The organism is Pseudomonas sp. NPDC089401 (genome assembly GCF_044749485.1).
Classification (GTDB): domain Bacteria; phylum Pseudomonadota; class Gammaproteobacteria; order Pseudomonadales; family Pseudomonadaceae; genus Aquipseudomonas.
Genome location: NZ_JBIVIA010000001.1, coordinates 461672 through 485800 on the forward strand (window position 1 = coordinate 461672; position 24129 = coordinate 485800).

General features: G+C 64.0%; 23 protein-coding genes. 14 read left to right on the top strand and 9 right to left on the bottom strand.

The features are described from left to right. The first annotated feature begins 113 nt into the window (after positions 1 to 113). On the top strand, positions 114 to 653 hold the full coding sequence (gene moaB, locus ACIP21_RS02135; RefSeq protein WP_400683404.1) for a molybdenum cofactor biosynthesis protein B: 540 nt from the start codon (positions 114 to 116) through the stop codon (positions 651 to 653). A 22-nt stretch (positions 654 to 675) separates the two neighbouring features. Continuing rightward, positions 676 to 1863, top strand: coding sequence for a gephyrin-like molybdotransferase Glp (gene glp / locus ACIP21_RS02140; protein ID WP_400684284.1), 1188 nt, complete (start codon positions 676 to 678; stop codon positions 1861 to 1863). Here glp and ACIP21_RS02145 read toward each other — a convergent pair. Then, positions 1852 to 3099: a glycosyltransferase family 4 protein gene (locus ACIP21_RS02145; RefSeq protein WP_400683406.1), complete on the bottom strand. Its 1248-nt coding sequence runs from the start codon at positions 3097 to 3099 to the stop codon at positions 1852 to 1854. The genes glp and ACIP21_RS02145 overlap by 12 nt on opposite strands. 220 nt (positions 3100 to 3319) lie before the next feature. Between ACIP21_RS02145 and yegS the strand changes: the two genes are divergently transcribed. Beyond that, positions 3320 to 4207, top strand: a complete 888-nt coding sequence (yegS, locus tag ACIP21_RS02150; RefSeq protein ID WP_400683409.1) for a lipid kinase YegS — start codon at positions 3320 to 3322, stop codon at positions 4205 to 4207. On the opposite strand, the gene ACIP21_RS02155 is transcribed toward yegS, so the two are convergent. The 3 genes from ACIP21_RS02155 to ACIP21_RS02165 all read right to left on the bottom strand — a co-directional run bounded on the left by ACIP21_RS02155 (position 4191) and on the right by ACIP21_RS02165 (position 6613). Continuing rightward, positions 4191 to 4850, bottom strand: a complete 660-nt coding sequence (locus tag ACIP21_RS02155; RefSeq protein WP_400683411.1) for a response regulator — start codon at positions 4848 to 4850, stop codon at positions 4191 to 4193. The genes yegS and ACIP21_RS02155 overlap by 17 nt on opposite strands. Continuing rightward, positions 4840 to 5736 (bottom strand): sensor histidine kinase, encoded by an 897-nt coding sequence (locus ACIP21_RS02160; protein WP_400684286.1) that lies wholly within the window; start codon positions 5734 to 5736, stop codon positions 4840 to 4842. The genes ACIP21_RS02155 and ACIP21_RS02160 overlap by 11 nt, the downstream gene beginning before the upstream one ends. 367 nt (positions 5737 to 6103) lie before the next feature. Continuing rightward, a complete protein-coding gene (locus ACIP21_RS02165) occupies positions 6104 to 6613 on the bottom strand; it encodes a histidine kinase (protein WP_400683414.1) in 510 nt (169 codons plus the stop codon). A gap of 350 nt (positions 6614 to 6963) precedes the next feature. Between ACIP21_RS02165 and ACIP21_RS02170 the strand changes: the two genes are divergently transcribed. Both ACIP21_RS02170 and ACIP21_RS02175 read left to right on the top strand, forming a co-directional pair. Further along, a complete protein-coding gene (locus tag ACIP21_RS02170; protein ID WP_400683417.1) occupies positions 6964 to 7899 on the top strand; it encodes a chemotaxis protein CheV in 936 nt (311 codons plus the stop codon). Positions 7900 to 7955: 56 nt separating this feature from the next. After that, positions 7956 to 8759, top strand: a complete 804-nt coding sequence (locus ACIP21_RS02175) for an MOSC domain-containing protein (protein WP_400683420.1) — start codon at positions 7956 to 7958, stop codon at positions 8757 to 8759. 83 nt (positions 8760 to 8842) lie between these two features. On the opposite strand, the gene ACIP21_RS02180 is transcribed toward ACIP21_RS02175, so the two are convergent. Next, the gene (locus ACIP21_RS02180; protein WP_400683423.1) at positions 8843 to 10771 is read right to left on the bottom strand and encodes a transglycosylase SLT domain-containing protein; all 1929 of its coding nucleotides are present in this window, start codon (positions 10769 to 10771) and stop codon (positions 8843 to 8845) included. A gap of 222 nt (positions 10772 to 10993) precedes the next feature. On the opposite strand from ACIP21_RS02180, the gene ACIP21_RS02185 reads away from it, so the two are divergent. Then, positions 10994 to 12922, top strand: coding sequence for an ATP-binding cassette domain-containing protein (locus ACIP21_RS02185; RefSeq protein WP_400683425.1), 1929 nt, complete (start codon positions 10994 to 10996; stop codon positions 12920 to 12922). A gap of 101 nt (positions 12923 to 13023) precedes the next feature. Here the strand turns inward: ACIP21_RS02185 and ACIP21_RS02190 are convergent, their stop codons facing one another. Continuing rightward, entirely contained in the window at positions 13024 to 13464 is a 441-nt protein-coding gene (locus ACIP21_RS02190; RefSeq protein ID WP_400683427.1) for a universal stress protein, read from the bottom strand. 110 nt (positions 13465 to 13574) lie between these two features. Between ACIP21_RS02190 and ACIP21_RS02195 the strand changes: the two genes are divergently transcribed. Continuing rightward, entirely contained in the window at positions 13575 to 14012 is a 438-nt protein-coding gene (locus ACIP21_RS02195) for a hypothetical protein (protein ID WP_400683430.1), read from the top strand. Here ACIP21_RS02195 and ACIP21_RS02200 read toward each other — a convergent pair. Continuing rightward, positions 13988 to 14467 carry a hypothetical protein gene (locus tag ACIP21_RS02200; protein ID WP_400683433.1) on the bottom strand — a complete coding sequence of 160 codons (480 nt, stop codon included), beginning with the start codon at positions 14465 to 14467 and terminating at the stop codon, positions 13988 to 13990. The genes ACIP21_RS02195 and ACIP21_RS02200 overlap by 25 nt on opposite strands. 17 nt (positions 14468 to 14484) lie before the next feature. On the opposite strand from ACIP21_RS02200, the gene fadB reads away from it, so the two are divergent. The 6 genes from fadB (at position 14485) to ACIP21_RS02230 (ending at position 21853) form a co-directional block, all read left to right on the top strand. After that, positions 14485 to 16632: a fatty acid oxidation complex subunit alpha FadB gene (gene fadB / locus ACIP21_RS02205; RefSeq protein WP_400683436.1), complete on the top strand. Its 2148-nt coding sequence runs from the start codon at positions 14485 to 14487 to the stop codon at positions 16630 to 16632. Between the two features lie 31 nt (positions 16633 to 16663). Next, positions 16664 to 17839 carry an acetyl-CoA C-acyltransferase FadA gene (gene fadA, locus ACIP21_RS02210; protein WP_400683438.1) on the top strand — a complete coding sequence of 392 codons (1176 nt, stop codon included), beginning with the start codon at positions 16664 to 16666 and terminating at the stop codon, positions 17837 to 17839. 79 nt (positions 17840 to 17918) lie between these two features. Continuing rightward, positions 17919 to 18170 carry a DUF1653 domain-containing protein gene (locus ACIP21_RS02215; protein WP_400683440.1) on the top strand — a complete coding sequence of 84 codons (252 nt, stop codon included), beginning with the start codon at positions 17919 to 17921 and terminating at the stop codon, positions 18168 to 18170. Positions 18171 to 18270: 100 nt separating this feature from the next. Next, positions 18271 to 20883, top strand: a complete 2613-nt coding sequence (gene topA, locus ACIP21_RS02220) for a type I DNA topoisomerase (protein ID WP_400683442.1) — start codon at positions 18271 to 18273, stop codon at positions 20881 to 20883. Positions 20884 to 21053: 170 nt separating this feature from the next. Further along, positions 21054 to 21569, top strand: coding sequence for a DUF6586 family protein (locus ACIP21_RS02225; RefSeq protein WP_400683445.1), 516 nt, complete (start codon positions 21054 to 21056; stop codon positions 21567 to 21569). A gap of 50 nt (positions 21570 to 21619) precedes the next feature. Then, complete coding sequence (locus ACIP21_RS02230; RefSeq protein WP_004376430.1) at positions 21620 to 21853, top strand: hypothetical protein; 234 nt, start codon at positions 21620 to 21622, stop codon at positions 21851 to 21853. Positions 21854 to 21905: 52 nt separating this feature from the next. Here the strand turns inward: ACIP21_RS02230 and sulA are convergent, their stop codons facing one another. Together sulA and lexA are read right to left on the bottom strand one after the other, a co-directional pair. After that, the gene (gene sulA, locus ACIP21_RS02235; protein ID WP_400683447.1) at positions 21906 to 22385 is read right to left on the bottom strand and encodes an SOS-induced cell division inhibitor SulA; all 480 of its coding nucleotides are present in this window, start codon (positions 22383 to 22385) and stop codon (positions 21906 to 21908) included. A gap of 13 nt (positions 22386 to 22398) precedes the next feature. Further along, positions 22399 to 23010 carry a transcriptional repressor LexA gene (gene lexA / locus ACIP21_RS02240; RefSeq protein WP_400683450.1) on the bottom strand — a complete coding sequence of 204 codons (612 nt, stop codon included), beginning with the start codon at positions 23008 to 23010 and terminating at the stop codon, positions 22399 to 22401. Between the two features lie 258 nt (positions 23011 to 23268). Here lexA and ACIP21_RS02245 point away from each other — a divergent pair, with 258 nt between their 5' ends. Then, positions 23269 to 23973 carry a TetR/AcrR family transcriptional regulator gene (locus ACIP21_RS02245; RefSeq protein ID WP_400683452.1) on the top strand — a complete coding sequence of 235 codons (705 nt, stop codon included), beginning with the start codon at positions 23269 to 23271 and terminating at the stop codon, positions 23971 to 23973. Positions 23974 to 24129: the final 156 nt, after the last annotated feature.

Consider the following 24129-nt stretch of genomic DNA (forward strand, 5'->3'; position numbering starts at 1 on the left):
TTTGCAGTGCAGCATAGCGGCATTTACCGGATATTGACCTGGATCGGCCGGCGCTGGCGCAATGGCGGGCTGTGATATAAATGCCGCATCCCTTTTCCCTGCGACGGACACACATGAAAGCCAAGGCAGATACCCCCTTCGTGGCGCTGAACATTGCCGTGCTGACGGTCAGCGATACCCGCACCTTCGACACCGATACCTCCGGCCAGACCTTCGTCGACCGCCTCGGCGCCGCCGGCCATAACCTGGCTGCGCGGGTGCTGCTCAAGGATGACCTGTACAAGATTCGCGCCCAGGTCGCCACGTGGATCGCCGACGACAGCGTGCAGGTGGTGCTGATCACCGGTGGCACCGGCTTCACCGGCCGTGACAGCACCCCGGAAGCGGTCGCCTGCCTGCTGGACAAGCAGGTGGAAGGTTTCGGCGAGCTGTTCCGGCAGATCTCCGTGGCCGACATCGGCACCTCCACCGTGCAGTCGCGCGCCCTGGCGGGCCTGGCCAATGGCACCCTGGTGTGCTGCCTGCCGGGGTCGACCAATGCCGTGCGCACCGGTTGGGACGGCATCCTCGCCGAGCAACTGGACGCCCGCCACCGGCCGTGCAACTTCGTTGCGCACCTGAAGCAGGCGCCGGCCTGTGAAACCCGTGGCTGAGGCGCCGCAAGCCCGGCCGCTGATGCCGGTGGAAGAGGCCCTGGAGCGCCTGCTGGCGCTGGCCGAGGCCGCGCCGATCAAGGAAACCGAACGGGTTTCCCTGGCTGACGCCGAGGGCCGGGTGCTGGCCACCGACCTGGTCGCCAGCCTTGATTTGCCGCCCTGGCCGAACAGTGCCATGGATGGCTATGCCCTGCGTCTGGCCGACCTGCAGGCAGAGCCTTTGGCGGTAAGCCAGCGGATCTTCGCCGGCCATGCGCCGCAGCCTTTGCAGCCGGGCACCTGCGCGCGGATCTTCACCGGTGCCCCCATGCCGGCCGGTGCCGATTGTGTCGAAATGCAGGAAAATACCGAGGTGCTGGCCGATGGCCGGGTGCGCTTCCTCGAGCCGCTGCGGCTCGACCAGAATGTCCGCCCCCAAGGCCAGGAGACTCGCCAGGGCGAACAGGTGATGGTGGCGGGCACGCGGCTGGGGCCGATCGAACTGGGGTTGGCAGCCACCTTGGGCTACGGCGAGCTGACGGTGGTGCGGCGCGTGCGGGTGGCGGTGCTGTCTACCGGTGACGAACTGGTCGAGCCGGGCCTGCCACTGGGGCCGGGGCAGATCTACAACAGCAACCGGCGCCTGCTGGTCAGCTGGCTGCAACGCCTGGGCTGCGAAGTGCGCGACATGGGCATCCTTGCCGATGACCTGCAGCGCACCCGTGACTGCCTGGGAGGGCTGGGCGATGTCGACCTGATCCTGTCCACCGGCGGGGTGTCCGTGGGCGAGGCCGACTACCTCGGTGCAGCCCTGCGCGAAGCGGGCGAGCTGGCCTTGTGGAAGCTGGCGATCAAGCCGGGCAAGCCGCTGACCTTCGGCCATTATCGCGGCGTGCCGGTGATCGGGCTGCCCGGCAACCCGGCCTCGACCCTGGTTACCTTCGGCCTGCTCACACGCCCTTACCTGCTGCGCCGCCAGGGCGTGGGCGAGGTCACGCCGCTGCGCTTCGACGTGCCGGCCGGCTTCGACTGGCCCAAGGCCGGGACCCGCCGCGAATACCTGCGTGCGCGCATCGACAACGGTCAGGTGCGCATCTACAAGAACCAGAGCTCTGGTGTGCTGCGCAGCGCGGCCTGGGCCGAGGGGTTGGTGGAAGTGCGTGAAGGCAGCACACCGCAGGTCGGTGACAGCGTGCCGTTCATTCCGCTGAGCGAACTACTCGGCTGAGCGGCCAAGCCAGGTGCTGGCGGGGGGCCTGGCGCCGGCCGTGGCCGACTGGGTCAGGCGCATGTGCACGGTCTCCAGTTGCTGGGCGGCCACGCTCCAGTCGTGACGCTGGCGGGCGAACTGGCGGCCGGCGGCGCTCAGCTGGCACAGGCGCCAGGGCTGGTTGAGCAACTGGGTGACCAGCAGTGCCAGCTGGTCGCCGTCATCGCTGCCCAGGTACTGCTCGCCATTGTTCACCGCCAGGCCTGAAACACCCTTGCCGGTACTGATGACCGGCAAGCCGGCGGCCATGGCTTCGAGAATCTTCACCTTGGAGCCGCCGGCGTAGCGCAGCGGCGCGAAGAACAGCGCCGAACGCTGCTGCAGTTCGCGCAGGTCGGGGCGGTAGCCGACCCATTCGATACGCGGGTCGTTCCAGTGCAGCTTCCAGGTCGCTGGCAACGCATGCCCGGCGATCGCCAGGCGCACGGCCGGGTTGCTCATCCACACCTGGGGCATGATTTCTTCCAGCGCCCATTCCACGGCTTCCAGGTTGGCCGCGCACTCGAAGTTGCCGACGAACAGCAGGCGCTGGCTGTGCAGGGCGGGTTGCACCTGCTGGTAGTAGTCGCAATCCACGCCGTTGACCACCACGTTGACCGGGCGCCCGCTGACCTGGCTGATCAGTTCGGCATCGTGCGGGCTCACCGCCACCACTTCGTTGGGTTCGCGCAGCACGCGCTGCTCCCAGCGCCGGTAGCGCCAGCGATCGAAGGCGTTGAGCGGACGCAGCCACAGCGGCAGGCGGTCATGGCAGGCGGCGCCGGTGACCGACTCCAGGTTGTGCTCGCTGAGCATGTAGGGCAGGCCGCGCGCCTGCAGGGCCTTCTCGAAAGGCTGGAAGCTGTAGCTGTGTTCGATCTGGATGACGTCCCAGGGTTCGTCCAGCAACTGTTCGAAGCGGTGCCGCAGGGTGGGGGCCAGGCCATTGATGATGGCTCGCATGGGGTAGTCGATGATCGGCGAGGCGAGCAGGTTGAGCGGGTTGTTCAGGGCGCGCCGGGGCAGCACGATCAGGCGCTCGACCCAAGGCTCCAGGGCTTCGCGGATGGCATCGCTCAAGGGGATCTTCGACTGCACCAGCAAGGTGATCCGGTGGCCCTGCTGCGCCAGGGCGCGCAGCAGGTGGTATTGCCGGGTCTTGCAGCCGCTGGTGGTCGGCCAGGGCAGGTAGGGCAGTGTCCAGAGGATGCGCATGGGCCGGAAACCTCGCTGAAGGCCGCGGACGAAAAACGCGCCTGGGCAACCTTCAATCGATGGCTGCCGCCGCGGCGCGTCCGTAGTTATCAGTAAAGCGCACGATAGCGCATTCGCCCAGCTGTTCGCCGCCCTGCGATCTCTTTGATGAGTGACATGCAGCATTTTGCCAGCGGCCATGGTCGAGATCTGCACGGCCCATCATTCACGGAGAAGCGCGATGCAAGAGCGCAAGGCTATGTTGATCCTGCATGGCAAGCAGGCGATGAACGACGACGTGCGTCAGGCGGTGCTGGCCCAGCGCGAGCGGGGCTGGTGGCTCGATGTGCGGGTGACCTGGGAGGCCGGGGATGCCGGGCGCCTGGTCGACGAGGCACTGGCGGCGGGTTATACCCATGTGATCGCAGGTGGCGGCGACGGTACCTTGCGTGACGTGGCCGAGGCCATGGGCCAGGCCGCCACCGAGGCCAGCCTGGTGTTGCTGCCATTGGGGACGGCCAACGACTTTGCCAGGGCCGCAGGGGTTTCCCTGGTGCCGGCCGAGGCGCTGGCCTTGCTGGACCTGCCGGCCCGGCCGGTCGACCTCGGCCGGGTGGGTGACCAGCTGTTTCTGAACATGGCCACGGGCGGTTTCGGTAGCCAGGTGACCGCCAACACCTCCGAAGACCTGAAGAAAATGCTCGGCGCGGCGGCCTACCTGTTCACCGGGCTGTCGCGCTTCAGTGAGCTGCAAGCGGCTTCGGTTGCGCTCAAGGGGCCCGGTTTCGAGTGGCAGGGTGAGTTGCTGGCGCTGGGGATCGGCAACGGTCGCCAGGCGGGTGGCGGGCAGGTGCTGTGCCCTGAGGCACGGGTCGATGATGGTTTGCTCGACATCGCTATCCTGCCGGCACCGCAGGAAATGGTCGGGGCGCTGCGTGATTTGCTGGCGGGGGAGGGCTTGTTCGTGCGTGAACGCCTGCCGTGGGTCGAGATCCATTGCTCGCAGGGTCTGGACATCAACCTCGATGGCGAGCCACTGCAAGCCGACAGCCTGCGCTTCGAGGCGGTGCCGGCGGCGCTGCACCTGCACCTGCCGCCCAATTCACCGCTGCTCAGTCGTCCAGGCTGATGATCTTCTCGCGCACGGCGAACAGCACCAGGCCGGCCACGTCGTAGATCTGCAGGCGTTTCATGATCTGCGAGCGGTGGGTTTCGACGGTCTTGATCGACAGGCCCAGGCCGCTGGCCATTTCGCGGGTGGATTTACCCCGTACGATCAGGCGCAGGATCTCCAGTTGCCGCGCGGTGAGGTTGTGCGGGTCGGCCCCTGCTTGCTTGCCGCTCTGCGCGCGCATCAGCGCCTGGTTGATCACCGTGTGGGCGATGGCCGGGCTGAGGTAGCGTTCGCCATTGCACAGGGCGGCCAGGGCCTGCTCCAGCTCGGTGGCGGTGGCATCCTTGAGCAGGTAGCCATGTGCGCCACTTTCCAGCGCGCGCATGATCAGGTCCGGGTCGGTGTGCATGGACAGGATCAGGACCTTGCAGGCGTTGCCGCTGGCGCGCAGCCGGGTGAGGGCGTCGAGGCCGCTGGTCGAGCGCATGGAGATATCCAGCAGGACGATGTCGGGCGATGCCTTCTGCACCTGTTCGAGCAACTGGTCGCCATCGTCGGCTTCGCCGACCACGGTATAGCCGGGGATATCGGATACCAGGGCGCGGACCCCGGCGCGGATCAGCGAGTGGTCATCCACCAGCAGCAATCTACAGGTCATGGGCAACGGGCGTCCTGGCGCGTTCATGGGTGCGCGGTGGCCATGGGAACACGACTTCGATCAGTGTACCCAGGCCGAGCTGGCTGGTGATCTCGAGGCTGCCGTTGAGCGCGGTGGCACGTTCCTGCATGCCGGCCATGCCGCGTTGGCCGGCCTCGGCCGGGTTGGCGGCCGGAATGAAACCCACGCCGTCGTCCTTGATCGACAGGGTCAGGCCGTCGGGGCCGCGTTGCAGGCGGATGGTCAGGTTGTTCGCCTGGGCATGGCGCAGCATGTTGGTGACGGCTTCCTGGGTGATGCGGAAGGCAGCCATGGCCACTTCCTCGGTGATGCCGCCCAGGCGCTGCTGGCACTCCAGGCTCCAGTGCACCTCGCTGGTCGCCAGGGTGCGAACCAGGTGCGCGCGCAGGCTGGCTTCGAGGCCGAGGCTGGCCAGCTGGCGGGGGTTGAGGATGGCGGAGACGTCGCGCACCTTGCTCAAAGTGTCGTCCAGGGTGCCGCGCAGGGTGCTGCAGGGCGCCTGCAGGTCTTCCGGCAGGCGGCGCTGCAACCACTGCAGTTGCAGCTTGGCGGCCGTGAGCAGTTGGCCGATGTCGTCATGCAGTTCGCGCGACAGGTGCTGGCGCTCGCCTTCCTGGACCTTGAGCATGCGATCGGCAAGCTCTGCCGGGCGCAGGCTGATCGACCTGGCGCCGCGCCGCAGGTGCCAGCCGACGCCGAGGGTGGCCAGCAGTTGCAGGAGTACAAGGGCAGCGGGTAGGGGTTTCCCTGCCACAAACAGCAGCAGGTTGGCAATCAGGGAAACCACGCACAACGATGCGGTCGCCCAGCACAGCAAGGTGGCGCGGGAACGGCAGCGCAGAGGAATCTTCAAGCGTGGGAACATAGATTGGGAAGCCACTGAAGTCTTGCTGATGGAGACGGTGCACATGTTTTACCAAGGGCTTCGGTGTCGTGTTTTCAACAAGCGTCGAAGCGATTCTCATGCGGCCGGTCGGCATTTGTTTGCGCGCATGTTAACACTTCGGGCCGATTTGGTCGCGGCTGGGTAATGCTTTGAAACCTCAGGGTTTCCGGGGTTATGACGAAGGCGGGAAGCCGATCGTTAGTATCAAAGTGCTACCGATCAATCTGACTTTGCGACCCCTCGTTCGAACGCGGTCAATATCCGCTTTGCAAGCGGGCAACTGAACTTGTGAATACCCACAAGATCGGCCTGGAAATAGCCAGGCAAACAGGCGTTTAGTTGTCCGTTAGTGCGTCTGAGTTGGCTGGCTGGAAGATGCAGCGGCTTGGCTCCATGCAGGCGGATGGGCACATTCGCGGTCGGCCTCCTGGCAGGACGCACACGTTTGCGGCAGCGGTTGTTTCAGGGCGGCGGCCAGCTCCCTGAGCAGTGCGGCTTGTTCGCAGGTGTCGAGGGCGAGCTGGCCGGTGCGTACGTCTACCAGTTCCAGCTGCCAGGCGAGCAAGGTCAGGCAGGCATCCAGGACCGGCAGGGCTTGGTTGTTCAGGCAGCGGTCATGGCAGGCCGGTGCGAGCAGCTGCTGCAGACCGCTGGCGTAGTGGGCGACTTCGCGCAGGCCCAGTTGGCTCGCACGGCTGGCGAGGGTGTCGAGGCTGTGGCTGAGGCAGTGGCAGGCGTCGGGGTCGTTGGCGATCAGTTCCAGGTGCTGCAGGCATTCCTGGGACTGGGTCAGCAACACCTGCGCATCCAGCAGAAAATCCTGCAGGGCGCTGTTGATTGAGACTGTGCTGTCCATCATGACACTCCGGCGCGTAGGGCTGGAGCAGGGGATGGCCACGCCTTGTCGATCGCTAGCAAAAGCCTGACTCCATTCATGCAGTGAGAATGGCGTCACATTAATGGCTAAAGGATAGCGCGAACATCAGGTTGCACCCGATTGCCACTAGGGGTTTCCCTGATGGTGGCCTAGGGTGCGACAGGTTGCCCTGTGTGGGCTGCAGGAGGTGACACCCGCAGTAAAGCATGATGGTAATGTGATATCAATCGTCGGCAAGGCATTTTCGCGCAAGGGTCAAGCTGGGCGTGAAGGCGCCGATATAAGGTGAATCATTTCAACATTTTCGACTCAAGCCTGGGGGCTTTCCAATGGCTGGCATTCTCGACACGGTAGACCAACGCACGCAACTGGTGGGTGAGAACCGCCTGGAAATCCTCATGTTCCGCCTGGCCGGTCGCCAGCTGTTCGCGATCAACGTGTTCAAGGTGCAGGAGGTGCTGCAGCTGCCCAAGCTGACCCTGATGCCACAGCGCCATGCCTTTGTCTGTGGCGTGGTCAACCTGCGCGGGCAGACCTTGCCGGTGATCGACCTGTCCCAGGCGATCGGCATGCGCCCGCTGCAGCCGGGGCCGGACAGCACCATCATCGTCACCGAGTACAACCGTTCGGTGCAGGCGTTTCTGGTCGGTGGCGTCGACCGTATCGTCAACATGAACTGGGAAGCCATCATGCCGCCGCCTTCCAGCGCCGGCCGCCAGCATTACCTGACCGCCATCACCAAGGTCGAGGAACAGCTGGTGGAAGTGATCGACGTGGAGAAGGTGCTGGCCGAGATCGTGCCGTACAACGCCCGGGTATCCAACGAAAAGCTGGCTGACCCGGTATTGGCCCGCGCCCGCGGGCGCGAGGTGCTGCTGGTGGACGACTCCAGCGTGGCGCTGGCGCAGCTGCGCGATACCTTGTCGCAACTGGGGGTCAAGCTGCATGTGGCCAGCGATGGCCTGAAGGCGCTGCGCATGCTCAAGGGCTGGGCCGATGCGGGCGAGGATGTGTGCGAGAAGTTGCTGATGGTGTTCACCGATGCGGAAATGCCCGAAATGGACGGCTACCGGCTGACCACCGAAATCCGCAGCGATGCGCGCCTGCGCAAGCTCTACGTGGTGCTGCACACTTCGCTGTCGGGGAGCTTCAACGAGTCGATGGTGAAGAAGGTCGGTTGCGACAATTTCCTCTCCAAGTTCCAGCCTGATCGCTTGGTCGAGGTGGTCAAGCAGCGTCTGCTGCTGGATACCGCTGGCGCGTGATCTGCTTGCCTGCCAGGTATAAGCTTGGTTTTTGACCAGCAATGAGGCGGGCAGGGATGTTTCTCAGTGAGTTGTATCGGTACCCGGTGAAGTCGGGGCAGGCGCAAGGCCTGCAACGCTCGCCGGTGGGCCTGTTGGGGCTGCTGGGTGACCGGCGCTGGATGGTGGTGGAAGAAGACAATGGACGCTTTCTCACCCAGCGTGCCTGGCCCCAGCTTGGTCAGCTCAAGGCCAGCGAAAGCGAGGCGGGCGGGTTGCTGCTGGAACTGCCAGGGCAAGCGCCGCTGCAGGTGGCAGTGCCGGCGGCCGACGAGGCCTTGCGTGGTGTGACTATCTGGCGTGACACCCTGCGCGTTCCGGATGCCGGCGATGAGGCCGCGGCCTGGTTGTCCCAGTGGCTCGGCAAGGCGGTGCGCCTGGTGCATTGCCCGGAGCAACGGGCGCGTTATCTGCCCAATGGTTATGGCCTGAACACTGATCGGGCGGCGTTTCCCGATGGTTTTCCGTTGTTGCTGATTGGTCAGGGCTCGCTGGACGCGTTGAGCCGGCGGGTAGGGCGACCCATGGAGATGCTGCGTTTTCGGCCCAACCTGGTGGTGCAGGGTAGCGAGGCGTTTGCCGAGGATGGCTGGACGCGGATTCGCATTGGCCAGCTGACGTTGCGGGTGCTCAAGCCGAGCGTACGGTGCATTTTCACCACGCTCGATCCGGCCACTGGGGAGCGCAGCCCGGACCGGGAACCATTGACGACCTTGAAGACCTTCCGCGAGCGGGAGGGAGACATCCTGTTCGGGCAGAACCTGGCCGTGGATGGCAGTGGTTGGCTGGAGGTGGGGATGGACGTCGAAGTGCTCGAATAACCTGTGTCGGCCCTTTCGCGGGTAAACCCGCTCCCACAGCTATGCTTTGCTGTGGGAGCGGGGCTGTGCAGGCTTGGCCAAATTCACATGTCGTCGAAATACCGCTCATGCCAGTCCACCAGCGGCTGCGGCACATTGAGTTTCTGCCCGTAGATCACCGAATACGACAGCACGTTCTGCACATATTGGCGTGTCTCGTCGAACGGGATCGATTCCACCCACACGTCGAAACTCAGGTGCTTGGCCCCCTTGAGCCATTGCCTCACGCGCCCGGGGCCTGCGTTGTAGGCAGCCGAAGCCAGCACCCGGTTGCCGTTGAACTGTCCATGTACCTGGCTCAGGTAGGCTGCGCCGACCTGAATGTTCTTTTCCGGGTTGAACATCTGCTGTGGCGAGGCCAGCGGGATACTGAACTTGCGCGCGGTCTCCTTGGCGGTGGCCGGCATCACCTGCATCAGGCCGCTCGCGCCAACGCTTGAGCGGGCGTCTTCCATGAACGCGCTTTCCTGGCGAGTGATGGCGAACACCCAGCTCGAATGCAGCCCGCGCACCTTGGCTTCGCGCACCAGGGTATCGCGGTAGGCCATCGGGAAACGGATATCCAGGTCGTCCCAGTACTGGGCCTGGCTAATGGTGCGGATGGCCGGGAAGTACCAGCGCATGTCGTAGGCCAGGCGGGCCTGGGCAACCATTTCGTCGCGGGTGAAGTGGCGGCTGACGTGGTACCACTCGCGGCGGCCCTCGACGACCTGGCCGCGGGCGTGGAACTCCAGGGCTCGCTGGATGCCCGGGGTGCTGCGCACCTTGCTGACCAGTTGCGGGCTCAGCACCAGCGGCCGGTTGTTCAGCTGGTAGGGGGTCTTCGCCCGGTCGGCGGCGAGGAAACCGTAGAAATCGCGCTCGCGCGCCACATTCTTGTACAGCAGCGGGATCTGCGGGTTGTTCGGCTGGGCCAGTTCCAGGCTGCGTGCCTGCCAGTACTTCCAGCGGTTGCTGGTGGCTAGGTCCTGGGGCAGGCGCCGGGTCAGCTCATAGGCGTCTTCCCAGCGGCCCAGGCGCAGCAGCAGGCGCAGGCGCCATTCACTGACGGTGTTGTCGCGCAGTTCAGGGTCGTAGCGGGTCATCAGGTCGAGGGCGCGCGGGTCGTAGCGGCGCGCCAGGGTCAGGCCGATCTCGCGGGCGATGGCGACCTTCTCGTCACGGGAGAAATGCATGCGCTGGGCATAGTCGTCGAGCAACGCCATGGCCCGCTCGGGGTCCTGCCGTGCCAGGCGGCGCAGGCCCAGGCTGACCACGTCGGACATGGCTTCGTTGACCGGGGTGAAGCGCGAGGGCTGGTTGAGCAGTTCCGGTTTCTGCGCCACGTCGATCAGCAGCCGGCCCTGCGGGCCGAGGGTGGTCAGGCCCTGCACCAGGCTGTTGGCCAGGCTGTAGTTGCGCGCCTGGGCAGCCAGCTTGACACGGTTCCAGCGCTTGGCTTCGGTCAGCTGGCCTTCGGCGGCCCACATGCCGAACAGGGTGTCGCAGGCAGCTGGCTGGGTCTTGCCGACGTTCCACAGCTGCTCTGCGTTGGCGAAGCCTTCGGCACGCTTGCCGTGGCTCAGTTGGTACTGGCCGTTGAGGCAGTCCAGTTCGGTGAAGTTGAGTTTGCGGTCGTAGTACTTGGCAAAGGTGTCCCACTCGCCACGCTCGGCCAGCCAGCGCAGCCAGCGCAGTTTCATCCAGTTGGCCTGGGGCAGGTCGCCGTGCTTGGCCAGGAAGCCTTCGATTTCCGCGTTGCTGGCGGTCTTCAGGCGTGCGGTGAGCTCGTCGTAGGCCAGGTAGGGGGTCAGCGGGTAGTCGCTCAAGGCCTGGGCATAGCGCAGGTATGGGCCTTTGTCGCCCTTGGCCAGTGCGCGCTTGGCCTCGTCGTAGTACTGACGTTGCTGGGTGAGGTCGGTTGCCTGCGCCGCACCGACGGTGGCAGCGGTGAGCAGCAGGCAGGAAGCAATCTGTAACAGGCGGCTGCGCATGATACGTCCGGGCAGTAGAACCAGTGGGGAGTGACGGCGGAGCCAGCACTGTGGAAATCCTTTTGCGTTAGCTTAGCCGTTTGCCGCCAGCCGGTGAAAGCGTTGTGCTTGTATCGAAACGTTAAGTTCGACCGAATGTCACAAAGCCCCTGCGCGGTGGTCAACTTAATGCCGCGAGGGGCCAAGTCAGGTAGAATGCGCGCCCGCTTTCTGGAGACGAACATGACCCTGCTCAAATTCAGCGATGTGTCCCTCGCATTCGGCGCGATGCCGCTGCTGGACAAAGTGTCCTGGCAGATCGCCCGTGGCGAGCGGGTGTGCATCATCGGCCGCAACGGCACTGGCAAGTCGAGCATGCTGCGCCTGGTCAAGGGCGAGCAGAAGGGCGACGACGGCGATGTCTGGCGCGCCCCGGGCCTGAAGATCGGCGAGCTGCCGCAGGAACTGCCGGTGGCCGACGAGCGCACCGTGTTCGACGTGGTTGCCGCAGGCCTGGATGGCGTCGGCGAACTGCTGGCCGAGTTCCACCACCTGAGCCAGAACATCCAGGGTGATGACGACCTGGAAAAACTCATGCACGTCCAGCACGAGCTGGAAGTGCGTGATGGCTGGCGCCTGCAGCAGGTGGTGGAAAGCACCCTGAGCCGCCTGCAGCTGCCGGCCGACAAGACCCTGGCCGAGCTTTCCGGTGGCTGGCGCCGCCGCGTGCTGCTGGCCCAGGCGCTGGTGTCCGAGCCGGACCTGCTGCTGCTCGACGAACCGACCAACCACCTGGACATCGGTGCCATCGCCTGGCTCGAAGAGGCCCTGAACGGCTTCAATGGCGCGGTGCTGTTCATTACCCACGACCGCTCCTTCCTGCAGAACCTGGCCACCCGCATCCTCGAACTGGACCGCGGTGGGCTGATCGACTGGAACGGCGACTACGCCAGCTTCCTGGTGCACAAGGAGGCCGCACTGGCCGCCGAGGAAACCGCCAACGCGCTGTTCGACAAGCGCCTGGCCCAGGAAGAAGTGTGGATCCGCCAGGGCATCAAGGCCCGCCGTACCCGTAACGAAGGCCGTGTGCGAGCGCTCAAGGCCTTGCGTGTGGAGCGTGGCGAGCGCCGCGAGCGTCAGGGCAAGGCCAACATCCAGATCGAATCGGCGGAGAAGTCCGGCAAGCAGGTGATGGTGCTGGAGAACGTCAGCTTCGCCCACCCGGGTGGCCCGTTGCTGGTCAAGGACTTCTCGATGGTCCTGCAGCGCGAGGATCGCATCGGCCTGCTCGGCGCCAACGGTACCGGCAAGACCACATTGCTGAAGATGATGCTCGGCGACCTCGAGCCGACCGCCGGCAAGGTCGAGCGCGGCACCAAGCTGGAAGTGGCCTACTTCGACCAGATGCGTCACCAGCTGGAGCTGGAAAAGACCGTCATCGACAACCTCGCCGAAGGCCGTGACTTCATCGAGATCGATGGCCAGAACCGCCACGTGCTGAGCTACCTCGGCGACTTCCTGTTCAGCCCGCAACGTGCCCGCACGCCGGTCAAGGCGCTGTCCGGCGGCGAGCGTGCGCGCCTGCTGCTGGCCAAGCTGTTCAGCAAGCCGGCCAACCTGCTGGTGCTCGACGAGCCGACCAACGACCTCGACGTGGAAACCCTCGAGCTGCTCGAGGAGGTGCTGTGCAACTACAAGGGCACGGTGCTGATGGTCAGCCACGACCGGGCCTTCCTCGACAACGTGGTCACCAGCACCCTGGTCTTCGAAGGGCAGGGCAAGGTGCGCGAGTACGTCGGTGGTTACGAGGACTGGATCCGCCAGGGCGGTTCGCCGAAGCTGCTGGGCGTGGCCGAGAGCAAGGGCGGCAAGTCCGAACTCAACAGCGCGGTGGTCGAGAAGGTCGCGGAGCCAGCGGCACCTGCGCCTGTAGCCGCAGTGCCCGACGCGTCGAAGAAGAAGCTCAGCTACAAGCTTCAGCGTGAGCTGGAGATGCTGCCAGGGCAGATCGACGAGGTGGAGCAGCGCATGGCCGAGGCCCAGGAAGAAGTGAACGCTGCGGGCTTCTATCAGCGGCCTATCGCCGAGACCTCGGCGGTGCTGGCCAAGATCGAGAAGCTGCAGGGCGAACTGGATGCGCTGGTCGAGCGCTGGGCTGAGCTGGAAGGCTGATTGACCTGTCCCGGCCTCTTCGCGGGTACTGCGCAGCCCTCGGGCTTTGCGCGATCCCAGTGGGAGCGGGTTTACCCGCGAAGAGGCCGGTACTTTTTACATCACTCTTTCTTCAGCAATCGCACCGCCAGCACATCGCACGGCGCCCCGTGCAGCACATCATTTGCCGTGGAGCCCAGCAGCAACGCCAAACCATGCCGGCCATGGCTGCCGACCACGATCAGGTCGCACTTCTGGTCCTTGGCCAGCTGGTGGATTTCCTGGCGCGGCTGGCCGTAGGTCAGGTGCGAGTCGCCGCGGTTGATGTCGGGGTACTTGTTGAACAGGCGGTCCATGCGCTCCTTGGCCTGGTCGAACTGCTGCTGCTGCAGTTGCGACAGGTCCATCGGCACATCGCCGCCAAAGGCCATGGCCATCGGTTCGACGATGTGCACCAGCGAAACCTTGGCACCCGAGGGTTCGGCGAGCTTCATGGCACGCTTGATCACCGGGTCGCATTCTTCGGTAAGGTCGACGGCGACCAGAAGATGTTCGTAGGGCATGAGCTGTACTCCTGACAATCGCGATAGTAGAAGTATGGTCGCTTTCCGGCAGGTCATCCGTGAAACCTGAGTAACCCGCTCATTTGCAACGCTTTATGGAATCTACAGATATGACGGTATGGCTGGTGGTGTCAATCCTTGCGCTGGTACTCAGTCCGTTTGCCTGGTTGCGCCAGTCGCGCAAACAGAGTGAGCAGATGAGCCTGCGCCTGGAGGCGCGACGCATGGGGCTGGCCATGCAACTGGCGCCGCAGCAGTGGCCGCACTGGCTGGAGCAACAGCCGCCGAGCCCGTGCCCGCAGTACCACCGCGGGCGCCGTCGGGGCTGTGACGACAGCTGGTGCTACTGGCAGGTCAGCCCGGGCATCTGGTGGAACCAGTGGAAGGAAGTGTGCGAGGACCCGCGCCTGAACGAGGTGTTCGCACGCCTGCCGGCAACGGTCTACAAGGTCGAGGCCGACCCGCGCATGCTCGCCCTGTACTGGAGCGAGCGCGGCGAGAAATCTGTATTGCAGGATATTGCTCACGTCTTCGACACCCTCGCTTGACCGTCCACAACGACAAAGCGGCAACCCGGGAAAACCAGGTTGCCGCTTTGTCGTTTCTGCTGGGCAGAAAAAGGCCAGGCAGGCCGGGAAATACTTGAAGTCTGTCGCAGTGTAGCCATTCCCTCGGCGCGTGCATGAAAAGTTTGCAGCGCCGCCGTTTGATCTGTGGTCAATCGCTGACATGAATGATCGGCGATCACTGTCATCATGTTTTGCCTGTCGGCGATACAAAATGACCGGAAAGTCGCGTTTTCACCTCCCTCGGGAGCATTTGACAACGCCGATCTTTTCGGAGAATGTGTGCATACCCAAATCAAACGGGCGTATGAATTGAGCGTTTGTATGTCATCTCGCTCATACAGAATCCCGACTAGCGCGCTGACGGGTGTGCCTGGGGCAAGGGCGGCAAGGCCGGCTTGTTCACCAGCGATCGGCGTGTACAGTTCAGCTTCCATATCGTGGAGATCAGTTGATGATTTACGAAGGTAAAGCCATCACGGTTAAGGCTCTTGAAAGCGGCATCGTCGAACTGAAGTTCGACCTCAAGGGTGAGTCCGTCAACAAGTTCAATCGCCTGACCCTGGACGAGCTGCGCCAGGCCGTCGACGCCATCAAGGCCGACGCCTCGGTGAAAGGTGTGATCGTCAGCAGTGGCAAGGACGTGTTCATCGTCGGCGCCGACATCACCGAGTTCGTCGACAACTTCAAGCTGCCCGAAGCCGAACTGGTCGCCGGCAACCTGGAAGCCAACCGCATCTTCAATGCCTTCGAAGACCTTGAAGTGCCGACCGTCGCCGCCATCAACGGCATCGCCCTGGGTGGCGGCCTGGAAATGTGCCTGGCGGCCGATTACCGGGTGATGTCCAGCAGCGCCAAGATCGGCCTGCCGGAAGTCAAGCTGGGCATCTACCCAGGCTTCGGCGGCACCGTGCGCCTGCCGCGCCTGATCGGCTCGGACAATGCCATCGAGTGGATCGCCGCCGGCAAGGAAAACCGCGCCGAAGACGCCCTCAAGGTGGGTGCCGTGGATGCCGTGGTCGCCCCCGAGCTGCTGCAGGCCGGTGCCCTGGACCTGATCAAGCGCGCCATCAGCGGCGAGCTGGACTACAAGGCCAAGCGCCAGCCCAAGCTCGAGAAGCTCAAGCTCAACGCCATCGAGCAGATGATGGCCTTCGAGACCGCCAAGGGCTTCGTCGCCGGCCAGGCCGGCCCGAACTACCCGGCCCCGGTCGAAGCCATCAAGAGCATCCAGAAGGCCGCCAATTTCGGCCGCGACAAGGCCCTGGAAGTGGAAGCCGCCGGCTTCGCCAAGCTGGCCAAGACCTCGGTCGCCGAAAGCCTCATCGGCCTGTTCCTCAACGACCAGGAACTCAAGCGCAAGGCCAAGGCCCATGACGAAATCGCCCATGACGTGAAGCAGGCCGCCGTGCTCGGCGCCGGCATCATGGGCGGCGGCATCGCCTACCAGTCGGCGGTCAAGGGCACTCCGATCCTGATGAAGGACATTCGCGAGGAAGCCATCCAGCTGGGCCTGAACGAGGCCTCCAAGCTGCTCGGCAACCGCGTCGAGAAGGGCCGCCTGACCCCGGCCAAGATGGCCGAGGCACTCAACGCCATTCGCCCGACCCTGTCCTACGGCGACTTCGCCAACGTCGACATCGTCGTCGAGGCCGTGGTCGAGAACCCGAAGGTCAAGCAGGCCGTGCTGGCGGAAGTGGAAGGCCAGGTGAAGGACGACGCGATTCTCGCCTCCAACACCTCGACCATTTCCATCAACCTGCTGGCCAAGGCGCTCAAGCGCCCGGAAAACTTCGTCGGCATGCACTTCTTCAACCCGGTGCACATGATGCCGCTGGTGGAAGTGATCCGTGGCGAGAAGTCAAGTGAAGTGGCCGTGGCCACCACCGTGGCCTACGCCAAGAAGATGGGCAAGAACCCGATCGTGGTCAACGACTGCCCGGGCTTCCTGGTCAACCGCGTGCTGTTCCCGTATTTCGGCGGCTTCGCCAGGCTGGTCAGCGCCGGTGTCGACTTCGTGCGCATCGACAAGGTCATGGAAAAGTTCGGCTGGCCGATGGGCCCGGCCTACCTGATGGACGTGGTCGGTATCGACACCGGCCACCACGGCCGCGACGTGATGGCCGAAGGCTTCCCGGACCGCATGAAGGATGAGCGCCGCTCGGCCGTCGACGCCCTGTACGAGGCCAACCGCCTGGGTCAGAAGAACGGCAAGGGCTTCTACGCCTACGAGACCGACAAGCGCGGAAAGCCGAAGAAGGTCTTCGACGCCACCGTACTCGACGTGCTCAAGCCGATCGTCTTCGAACAGCGTGAAGTGAGCGACGAAGACATCATCAACTGGATGATGGTGCCGCTGTGCCTGGAGACCGTGCGCTGCCTGGAAGACGGTATCGTCGAAACCGCCGCCGAAGCCGACATGGGCCTGGTCTACGGCATCGGTTTCCCTCCGTTCCGTGGCGGTGCGCTGCGCTACATCGACTCGATCGGGGTGGCTGAATTCGTTGCCCTGGCCGACCAGTACGCCGACCTGGGCCCGCTGTACCACCCGACCGCGAAGCTGCGTGAAATGGCCAAGAACGGCCAGCGCTTCTTCAACTGAGTGGTCAACGAGCTAGAGCGAGAGATTTGATATGAGCCTGAATCCAAGAGACGTGGTGATCGTCGACTTCGGTCGCACCCCGATGGGCCGCTCCAAGGGTGGCATGCACCGCAACACCCGCGCCGAAGACATGTCCGCGCACCTGATCAGCAAGCTGCTGGAGCGCAACGACAAGGTCGACCCGAAAGAAGTCGAGGACGTGATCTGGGGCTGCGTCAACCAGACCCTCGAGCAGGGCTGGAACATCGCGCGCATGGCGTCGCTGATGACCCCGATCCCGCACACCTCCGCCGCGCAGACCGTCAGCCGCCTGTGCGGCTCGTCGATGAGCGCGCTGCACACCGCCGCCCAGGCGATCATGACCGGCAACGGCGACGTGTTCGTGGTCGGTGGCGTGGAGCACATGGGCCACGTCAGCATGATGCATGGCGTCGACCCCAACCCGCACCTGTCCTTGCACGCCGCCAAGGCATCCGGGATGATGGGCCTGACTGCCGAGATGCTGGGCAAGATGCACGGCATCACCCGTGAGCAGCAGGACCTGTTCGGCCTGCGTTCGCACCAGCTCGCCCACAAGGCGACGGTCGAAGGCAAGTTCAAGGACGAAATCATCCCGATGCAGGGCTATGACGAGAACGGCTTCCTGAAGGTCTTCGATTTCGACGAGACCATTCGCCCGGAAACCACCCTCGAAGGCCTGGCGTCGCTCAAGCCTGCGTTCAACCCCAAGGGCGGCACCGTGACTGCCGGTACCTCGTCGCAGATCACCGACGGCGCTTCGTGCATGATCGTCATGTCCGGCCAGCGCGCCATGGACCTGGGCATCCAGCCACTGGCGGTGATCCGCTCGATGGCGGTGGCCGGTGTCGACCCGGCGATCATGGGCTATGGCCCGGTGCCGTCGACGCAGAAAGCCCTCAAGCGCGCCGGCCTGAGCATGGCCGACATCGACTTCATCGAGCTCAACGAAGCCTTCGCCGCACAGGCCCTGCCGGTGCTGAAAGACTTGAAAGTGCTCGACAAGATGGATGAGAAGGTTAACCTGCACGGCGGCGCCATTGCTTTGGGCCACCCGTTCGGTTGCTCCGGTGCACGCATTTCCGGCACCCTGCTCAACGTCATGAAGCAGAACGGCGGTACCCTGGGTGTGGCGACCATGTGTGTCGGCCTCGGCCAAGGTATCACCACTGTCTTCGAACGCGTCTGATCGCGTTGCGGGACAGCAGCCGGGGCCTTGTGCCCCGGTTTTTGTTTTTTACAGAATTTGTTTCAAGAGGACAGGCAACATGCAGATACAGCCAGGCGTATACCGGCATTACAAAGGGCCTGAGTACCGTGTCTTCAGCGTTGCACGGCACTCCGAGAACGAAGAGTGGATGGTCTTCTACCAATGCCTGTATGGTGATTACAGCTTTTGGGTGAGGCCGCTTTCCATGTTCCAGGAGTCCGTCGAGGTTGACGGCGAGCAGGTGCCACGCTTTGCTTTGGTCAAGGCCGAAGAAGGCTTGCCCGAGCTGTCCGGCAAGTCGCCCGAGTGAACGACTGCGCTTGACCTCACTCTGTTGCCACTATATATAGCGGTGCCGCGTCCGGCACCTGACGCGTTTTTCATCTTCAGATTCAGGAATACTCCGATCCATGGGCAAATCGCTGGTCATTGTGGAATCCCCGGCCAAGGCCAAGACCATCAACAAGTACCTGGGCAACCAGTACGTGGTGAAGTCGAGTATCGGCCATATCCGAGACCTCCCCACCAGCGGTTCGGCCAGCGCGAGCAAAGAGCCGGCCGCCAAGCGGGGCAAGGCTGCCGCGGGTGAGGCTCCGGCCCTGTCGCCGAAAGAAAAGGCCAAGCGCCAGCTGGTGGCGCGCATGGGCGTCGACCCCGAGCACGGCTGGAAGGCCAAGTACGAGATCCTGCCCGGCAAGGAAAAGGTGATCGAAGAGCTGCGCCGCCTGGCCAAGGATGCCGACACCATCTATCTCGCAACCGACTTGGACCGCGAAGGGGAAGCCATTGCCTGGCACCTGCGCGAGGCCATCGGTGGCGACGACACCCGCTACAAGCGCGTGGTGTTCAACGAAATCACCAAGAAGGCGATCCAGGAGGCGTTCTCGCAGCCCGGCGAGCTGGACATCGACCGGGTCAACGCCCAGCAGGCGCGGCGCTTCCTCGATCGCGTGGTGGGCTACATGGTCTCGCCGCTGCTGTGGTCGAAGATCGCCCGTGGCCTGTCCGCCGGCCGGGTACAGTCGGTGGCGGTGAAGCTGGTGGTCGAGCGTGAGCGCGAGATCCGTGCCTTCGTCCCGGAAGAATACTGGGAAGTGCACGCCGACCTCGGCACTGCCAAGAACGCCAAGGTGCGCTTCGAAGTGGCGCGCGAGAAGGGCGAAGCCTTCAAGCCGCTGAACGAAGCCCACGCCATGGCCGCGCTGGAGAAGCTCAAGGCTTCCAGCTACAGCGTGGTCAAGCGCGAAGACCGGCCGACCAGCAGCAAGCCGTCGGCGCCGTTCATCACTTCCACCCTGCAGCAGGCCGCGAGCAACCGCCTGGGCTTCGGGGTGAAGAAGACCATGATGATGGCCCAGCGTCTGTACGAAGCCGGCTACATCACCTACATGCGTACCGACTCGACCAACCTGTCGGCCGATGCCCTGGACATGGCGCGCAGCTACATCGAGCGCGAGTTCGGCAAGCAGTACCTGCCGGAAAGCCCACTGGTGTACGGCAGCAAGGAAGGCGCCCAGGAGGCGCACGAAGCGATTCGCCCGTCCGACGTCAACACGCACCCGACCAAGCTCAGCGGCATGGAGCGTGATGCCGAGCGCCTGTACGAGCTGATCTGGCGCCAGTTCCTGGCTTGCCAGATGCCACCGGCGCAGTACCTGTCCACCAGCGTCACCGTGGCGGCAGGCGATTTCGAGCTGCGCGCCAAGGGCCGTATCCTCAAGTTCGACGGTTACACCCGCGTGCTGCCGCAACAGAGCAAGCCGGGCGAAGACGACGTGCTGCCGGACATGGCCCAGGGTGAAGCGTTGAAGCTGATCCAGATCGACCCGAGCCAGCACTTCACCAAGCCGCCGGCGCGCTTCACCGAAGCCAGCCTGGTCAAGGAAATGGAAAAACGCGGCATTGGCCGCCCGTCGACCTATGCGGCGATCATTTCCACCATCCAGGACCGCGGCTACGTGACCCTGCACAACCGTCGTTTCTACTCCGAGAAGATGGGCGATATCGTCACCGAGCGCCTGGCGGAGAGCTTCTCCAACCTGATGGACTACGGCTTCACCGCCGGCATGGAAGAGAACCTCGACGACGTCGCCCAGGGCGAGCGTGACTGGAAGAACGTGCTCGACGAGTTCTATGGCGACTTCAGCAAGAAGCTGCAGACCGCCGAGTCCGCCGAAGGCGGCATGCGCGCCAACCAGCCGACCATGACCAGCATTGCCTGCAAGGAATGTGGCCGGCCGATGATGATCCGCACCGCTTCCACCGGTGTGTTCCTGGGTTGCTCGGGCTACAGCCTGCCACCGAAAGAACGCTGCAAGGCCACGGTCAACCTGGTGCCGGGCGATGAAATCGCCGCGGACGACGAGGGCGAATCGGAATCCCGCGTGCTGCTGGGCAAGCACCGCTGCCCGATCTGCGCCACGGCGATGGATGCCTACCTGCTCGACGAGAAGCACAAGCTGCACATCTGCGGTAACAACCCGGATTGCGTGGGCTACGAGATCGAAGAGGGCAGCTACCGCATCAAGGGCTACGAAGGGCCGAGCCTGGAGTGCGACAAGTGCGGCAGCGAGATGCAGCTCAAGACCGGCCGCTTCGGCAAGTTCTTCGGTTGTACCAACCCGGCGTGCAAGAACACCCGCAAGCTGCTCAAGAGCGGCGAGGCGGCGCCACCGAAGATGGACAAGGTGGAGATGCCGGAGCTCAAGTGCGAGAAGGTCGACGACACCTACGTGCTGCGCGATGGCGCCTCGGGGTTGTTCCTGGCCGCCAGCCAGTTCCCAAAAAACCGCGAGACCCGGGCGCCGCTGGTGCTGGAGATCGTGCCGCACAAGCACGAGATCGATCCGAAGTACCACTTCCTCTGCGATGCGCCGCAAAAGGACCCGGATGGCCGTCCGGCGGTGATTCGCTATAGCCGCAAGACCAAGGAGCAGTACGTGCAGTCCGAGGTGGATGGCAAGCCGACGGGCTGGAAGGCGTTCTACGATGGTGGTGCGTGGAAGGTTGAAGACAAGCGCTGATTCGTCAGTGCAGTAATTGGGGCCGCTTTGCGCCCCTTCGCGGGTAAACCCGCTCCCACAGGAGATCGCATTGTTCTGTGGGAGCGGGTTTACCCGCGAAGGGGCGCAAAGCGGCCCCAATCATTTATGATGCAGCTATCAGCCTTGCAGCCCATGGGAGGTCATCCGAAATGGCCCAGGAACTCTACACCCGCACCAACCAGAAACTGTTCTTCGCCGGCCTGGCCCTCGAGTCCATGGCCAAGGCCGAACAAAGTCAGGCCATGAATGCCCAGGGCCTGGTCCAGGCCGAGCGCGAGTCGGCGCTGTTCCATCTGCATGGTGCGTTGCTGGGGCTGTGCCATGAGATCGGCGGCTTCTATCGTCTGCCGGCGGTGGCCACGGTCGAGCAGGCGCTCGCTGACGAGACCCTGAACACCATCGCCATCCCGGAAGTGGCCGAGATGCTCGAGCTGGTGCGTCAGCGTGAAACCTGGTTGGCACAATTGCTCAGCGCTTATGCCGATCTGTTCCGACCACCGGTCGTGAAAAAGGCGCCGAAAACCGATGTCACCCAGCCATTGATCCAGGCCGTCAATCTCGACCAACCCGAGCATCCAGCGCTGTCGCGAGAGGAGCTGGAAAGCTGGCGCAACAACCTCAAGGGCTTGGTGAGACGTTTCCGCGACGCGTTGAGTGAGTGCTGATAGCGGCGTTGGCTGGTACACTGACGGCCTTTCGTGGAGAACAGCCCTTTATGTCTACGTCGTTTCTGGAAATTGTCGAGTTGCCTGATGGCCGAATCGAGCTGCGTCGCGCCGAGGACGAAGGCTCCCTGGTAACCCTGGATTTCTCGGAAGACGCCAAGGCGTTCCTGCAGGGCCAACATGTCGAAGTCGCCAAGGCGATGTTGAGCGTAGGCGTGCAGATGGCAGGTCGCCTGATGGATGGCGAGCTGGAGCGCGACGAAGGGCCGCGCGTGCTGCACTGATCGTTCAGATCCAGGCGTTCAAATCTTCCGATTCACAGGCAAAGCCTGAACATCAGCCGAGGCGGATGTTCAGGCTTTGTGCGTTTCCGGCATCGGCGGCGCGTATCAGCTTCTGCCGTGCCGTGGCGTTGACGTTGCCCAGCCAGCTGACCACGGTGTGGCTGCGGCCCAGGCGCAGGGCCTCGCAGGCCAGTTGCAAGGGGCTCTGGTTGCCGCGCGGTTGCAGCAGCAGGATGCGTTCACGGTTGAGGCCGGCGTCGCGCAGCCAGGCCTGGGTCAGGCTGGCGGGTGGGGCGATCAGCGTCAGCCAGCGGGCTTCCTCTTCTTCGCTCAGGTCGCGCAATACCGGCGCCAGCAGGCTCTGACAGTGCTCCGGGGCGCCACGCAGGGACAGTTCACTGAACAGCTCTGGGTGGCTGTTGTGCTTGCGGGCCTGCTCGCTGGCCTTCAGGCCAGGCAGTACCGGTTGGGCCAGAAAGGCTTCGAAAAGGGGCAACTGGACCTGCTGCTGTGCTGTGATGAACTGTTGCATGACGCCTCCTGGATCAGCGGCGAATGACGCCGACACTCAAACCCTCGATCATCAGTTCCTGCTCTTTCAGGTCGACTTCGATGGGGGCGAACTCGGGGTTTTCAGCGATCAGCCAGACCTTGCTGCCTTCACGCTTGAAGCGCTTGACGGTCACTTCGTCGCCGATGCGCGCGACCACCACCTGGCCGTTGCGCGCCTCGCGGGTGGTGTGCACGGCCAGCAGGTCGCCGTCGAAGATGCCGATGTCCTTCATGCTCATCCCGTGTACGCGCAGCAGGTAATCGGCGCGAGGGTGGAAGAAGGCCGGGTTGATGTTGCAGGACTGCTCAATGTGCTGCTCGGCGAGAATCGGCGCACCGGCGGCGACCCGGCCGATGATCGGCAGGCTGTTTTCATCGGGCTTGGCGGTTTCGAAGCCGGGAATGCGGATGCCACGGGAAGCGCCCGGGGTCATTTCGATCGCGCCTTTGCGGGCGAGGGCCTTGAGGTGCTCCTCGGCCGCGTTGGGTGACTTGAAGCCCAGTTCCTGAGCGATTTCCGCGCGGGTCGGCGGGAAGCCGTTGTCTTCGAGGCAGCGTTTGATGAAGGCCAGGATCTCGGCTTGGCGTGGCGTCAGTTTCAACATGGCGGGCGCTCTGGCTTTTTATACAGTGACTGGAATTATATACAGTGGATGGCCCACTGCAAGCACTGATCGCCCGGAAAAACCGCCGCGGTTCCCGCCAATACGCTGGGCATGGCGAGTTTCGTGGCGTGCAGCGCACAGGCCCGAGCTGTGATTTAATGGCGACCAGCCAGTCATGAAGGGCCATCGAGCCTTGACATCGGCAGGGCTGAAACGTATGTTTCAAACACCTGTTTGCACCAGCCTGCCGGAGTCGTCATGGCCCAATCCGAAACCGTTGAACGCATTCTCGATGCCGCCGAGCAGCTGTTCGCGGAAAGGGGGTTCGCAGAAACCTCGCTGCGCCTGATCACCAGCAAGGCCGGGGTCAACCTGGCGGCGGTCAACTACCACTTCGGTTCGAAGAAGGCGCTGATCCAGGCAGTGTTCTCGCGTTTCCTCGGCCCGTTCTGCGCCAGCCTCGAGCGCGAGCTGGAGCGGCGCCAGGCCAAGCCTGAGCAGAAGCCCAGCCTCGAAGAACTGCTGGAGATGCTGGTCGAGCAGGCCCTGGCCGTGCAGCCGCGCAGCAACAACGACCTGTCGATCTTCATGCGCCTGCTGGGCCTGGCGTTCAGCCAGAGCCAGGGCCACTTGCGGCGTTACCTCGAAGACATGTACGGCAAGGTGTTCCGCCGCTACATGCTGCTGGTCCACGAAGCCGCCCCGCGTATTCCGCCGCTCGAGCTGTTCTGGCGGGTGCACTTCATGCTCGGCGCTGCGGCGTTCAGCATGTCCGGCATCAAGGCGCTGCGTGCCATCGCCGAAACCGACTTCGGCATCGATACCTCGATCGAGCAGGTCATGCGCCTGATGGTGCCGTTCCTGGCCGCGGGCATGCGCGCCGACAGCGGCGTCACCGATGGCGCCATGGCCAGCGCCCAGCTGCGCCCGCGCAGCAAGACCGCCAGCACCGCCAAGGCCTGAAGGCTGGGCGGGGCAGGGCGCTTCGGATAAGCTAGCGCCCATGCCTGACCTCGATTTCCCGCACATTCCCTTCGTGATCCGTGGCTCTGCGGCATTGCCGCGGGGCGCTTGTGCGTGCGCAATCGGGATGTACTCCCTGAATCTGCAATGAAGGAT

Coding starts and splice junctions, on each gene's coding strand:
- moaB (WP_400683404.1), top strand. CDS start 114: ATGAAAGCCAAGGCAGATACCCCCTTCGTGGCGCTGAACATTGCCGTG.
- glp (WP_400684284.1), top strand. CDS start 676: ATGCCGGTGGAAGAGGCCCTGGAGCGCCTGCTGGCGCTGGCCGAGGCC.
- ACIP21_RS02145 (WP_400683406.1), bottom strand. CDS start 3,099: ATGCGCATCCTCTGGACACTGCCCTACCTGCCCTGGCCGACCACCAGC.
- yegS (WP_400683409.1), top strand. CDS start 3,320: ATGCAAGAGCGCAAGGCTATGTTGATCCTGCATGGCAAGCAGGCGATG.
- ACIP21_RS02155 (WP_400683411.1), bottom strand. CDS start 4,850: ATGACCTGTAGATTGCTGCTGGTGGATGACCACTCGCTGATCCGCGCC.
- ACIP21_RS02160 (WP_400684286.1), bottom strand. CDS start 5,736: ATGTTCCCACGCTTGAAGATTCCTCTGCGCTGCCGTTCCCGCGCCACC.
- ACIP21_RS02165 (WP_400683414.1), bottom strand. CDS start 6,613: ATGGACAGCACAGTCTCAATCAACAGCGCCCTGCAGGATTTTCTGCTG.
- ACIP21_RS02170 (WP_400683417.1), top strand. CDS start 6,964: ATGGCTGGCATTCTCGACACGGTAGACCAACGCACGCAACTGGTGGGT.
- ACIP21_RS02175 (WP_400683420.1), top strand. CDS start 7,956: ATGTTTCTCAGTGAGTTGTATCGGTACCCGGTGAAGTCGGGGCAGGCG.
- ACIP21_RS02180 (WP_400683423.1), bottom strand. CDS start 10,771: ATGCGCAGCCGCCTGTTACAGATTGCTTCCTGCCTGCTGCTCACCGCT.
- ACIP21_RS02185 (WP_400683425.1), top strand. CDS start 10,994: ATGACCCTGCTCAAATTCAGCGATGTGTCCCTCGCATTCGGCGCGATG.
- ACIP21_RS02190 (WP_400683427.1), bottom strand. CDS start 13,464: ATGCCCTACGAACATCTTCTGGTCGCCGTCGACCTTACCGAAGAATGC.
- ACIP21_RS02195 (WP_400683430.1), top strand. CDS start 13,575: ATGACGGTATGGCTGGTGGTGTCAATCCTTGCGCTGGTACTCAGTCCG.
- ACIP21_RS02200 (WP_400683433.1), bottom strand. CDS start 14,467: ATGGAAGCTGAACTGTACACGCCGATCGCTGGTGAACAAGCCGGCCTT.
- fadB (WP_400683436.1), top strand. CDS start 14,485: ATGATTTACGAAGGTAAAGCCATCACGGTTAAGGCTCTTGAAAGCGGC.
- fadA (WP_400683438.1), top strand. CDS start 16,664: ATGAGCCTGAATCCAAGAGACGTGGTGATCGTCGACTTCGGTCGCACC.
- ACIP21_RS02215 (WP_400683440.1), top strand. CDS start 17,919: ATGCAGATACAGCCAGGCGTATACCGGCATTACAAAGGGCCTGAGTAC.
- topA (WP_400683442.1), top strand. CDS start 18,271: ATGGGCAAATCGCTGGTCATTGTGGAATCCCCGGCCAAGGCCAAGACC.
- ACIP21_RS02225 (WP_400683445.1), top strand. CDS start 21,054: ATGGCCCAGGAACTCTACACCCGCACCAACCAGAAACTGTTCTTCGCC.
- ACIP21_RS02230 (WP_004376430.1), top strand. CDS start 21,620: ATGTCTACGTCGTTTCTGGAAATTGTCGAGTTGCCTGATGGCCGAATC.
- sulA (WP_400683447.1), bottom strand. CDS start 22,385: ATGCAACAGTTCATCACAGCACAGCAGCAGGTCCAGTTGCCCCTTTTC.
- lexA (WP_400683450.1), bottom strand. CDS start 23,010: ATGTTGAAACTGACGCCACGCCAAGCCGAGATCCTGGCCTTCATCAAA.
- ACIP21_RS02245 (WP_400683452.1), top strand. CDS start 23,269: ATGGCCCAATCCGAAACCGTTGAACGCATTCTCGATGCCGCCGAGCAG.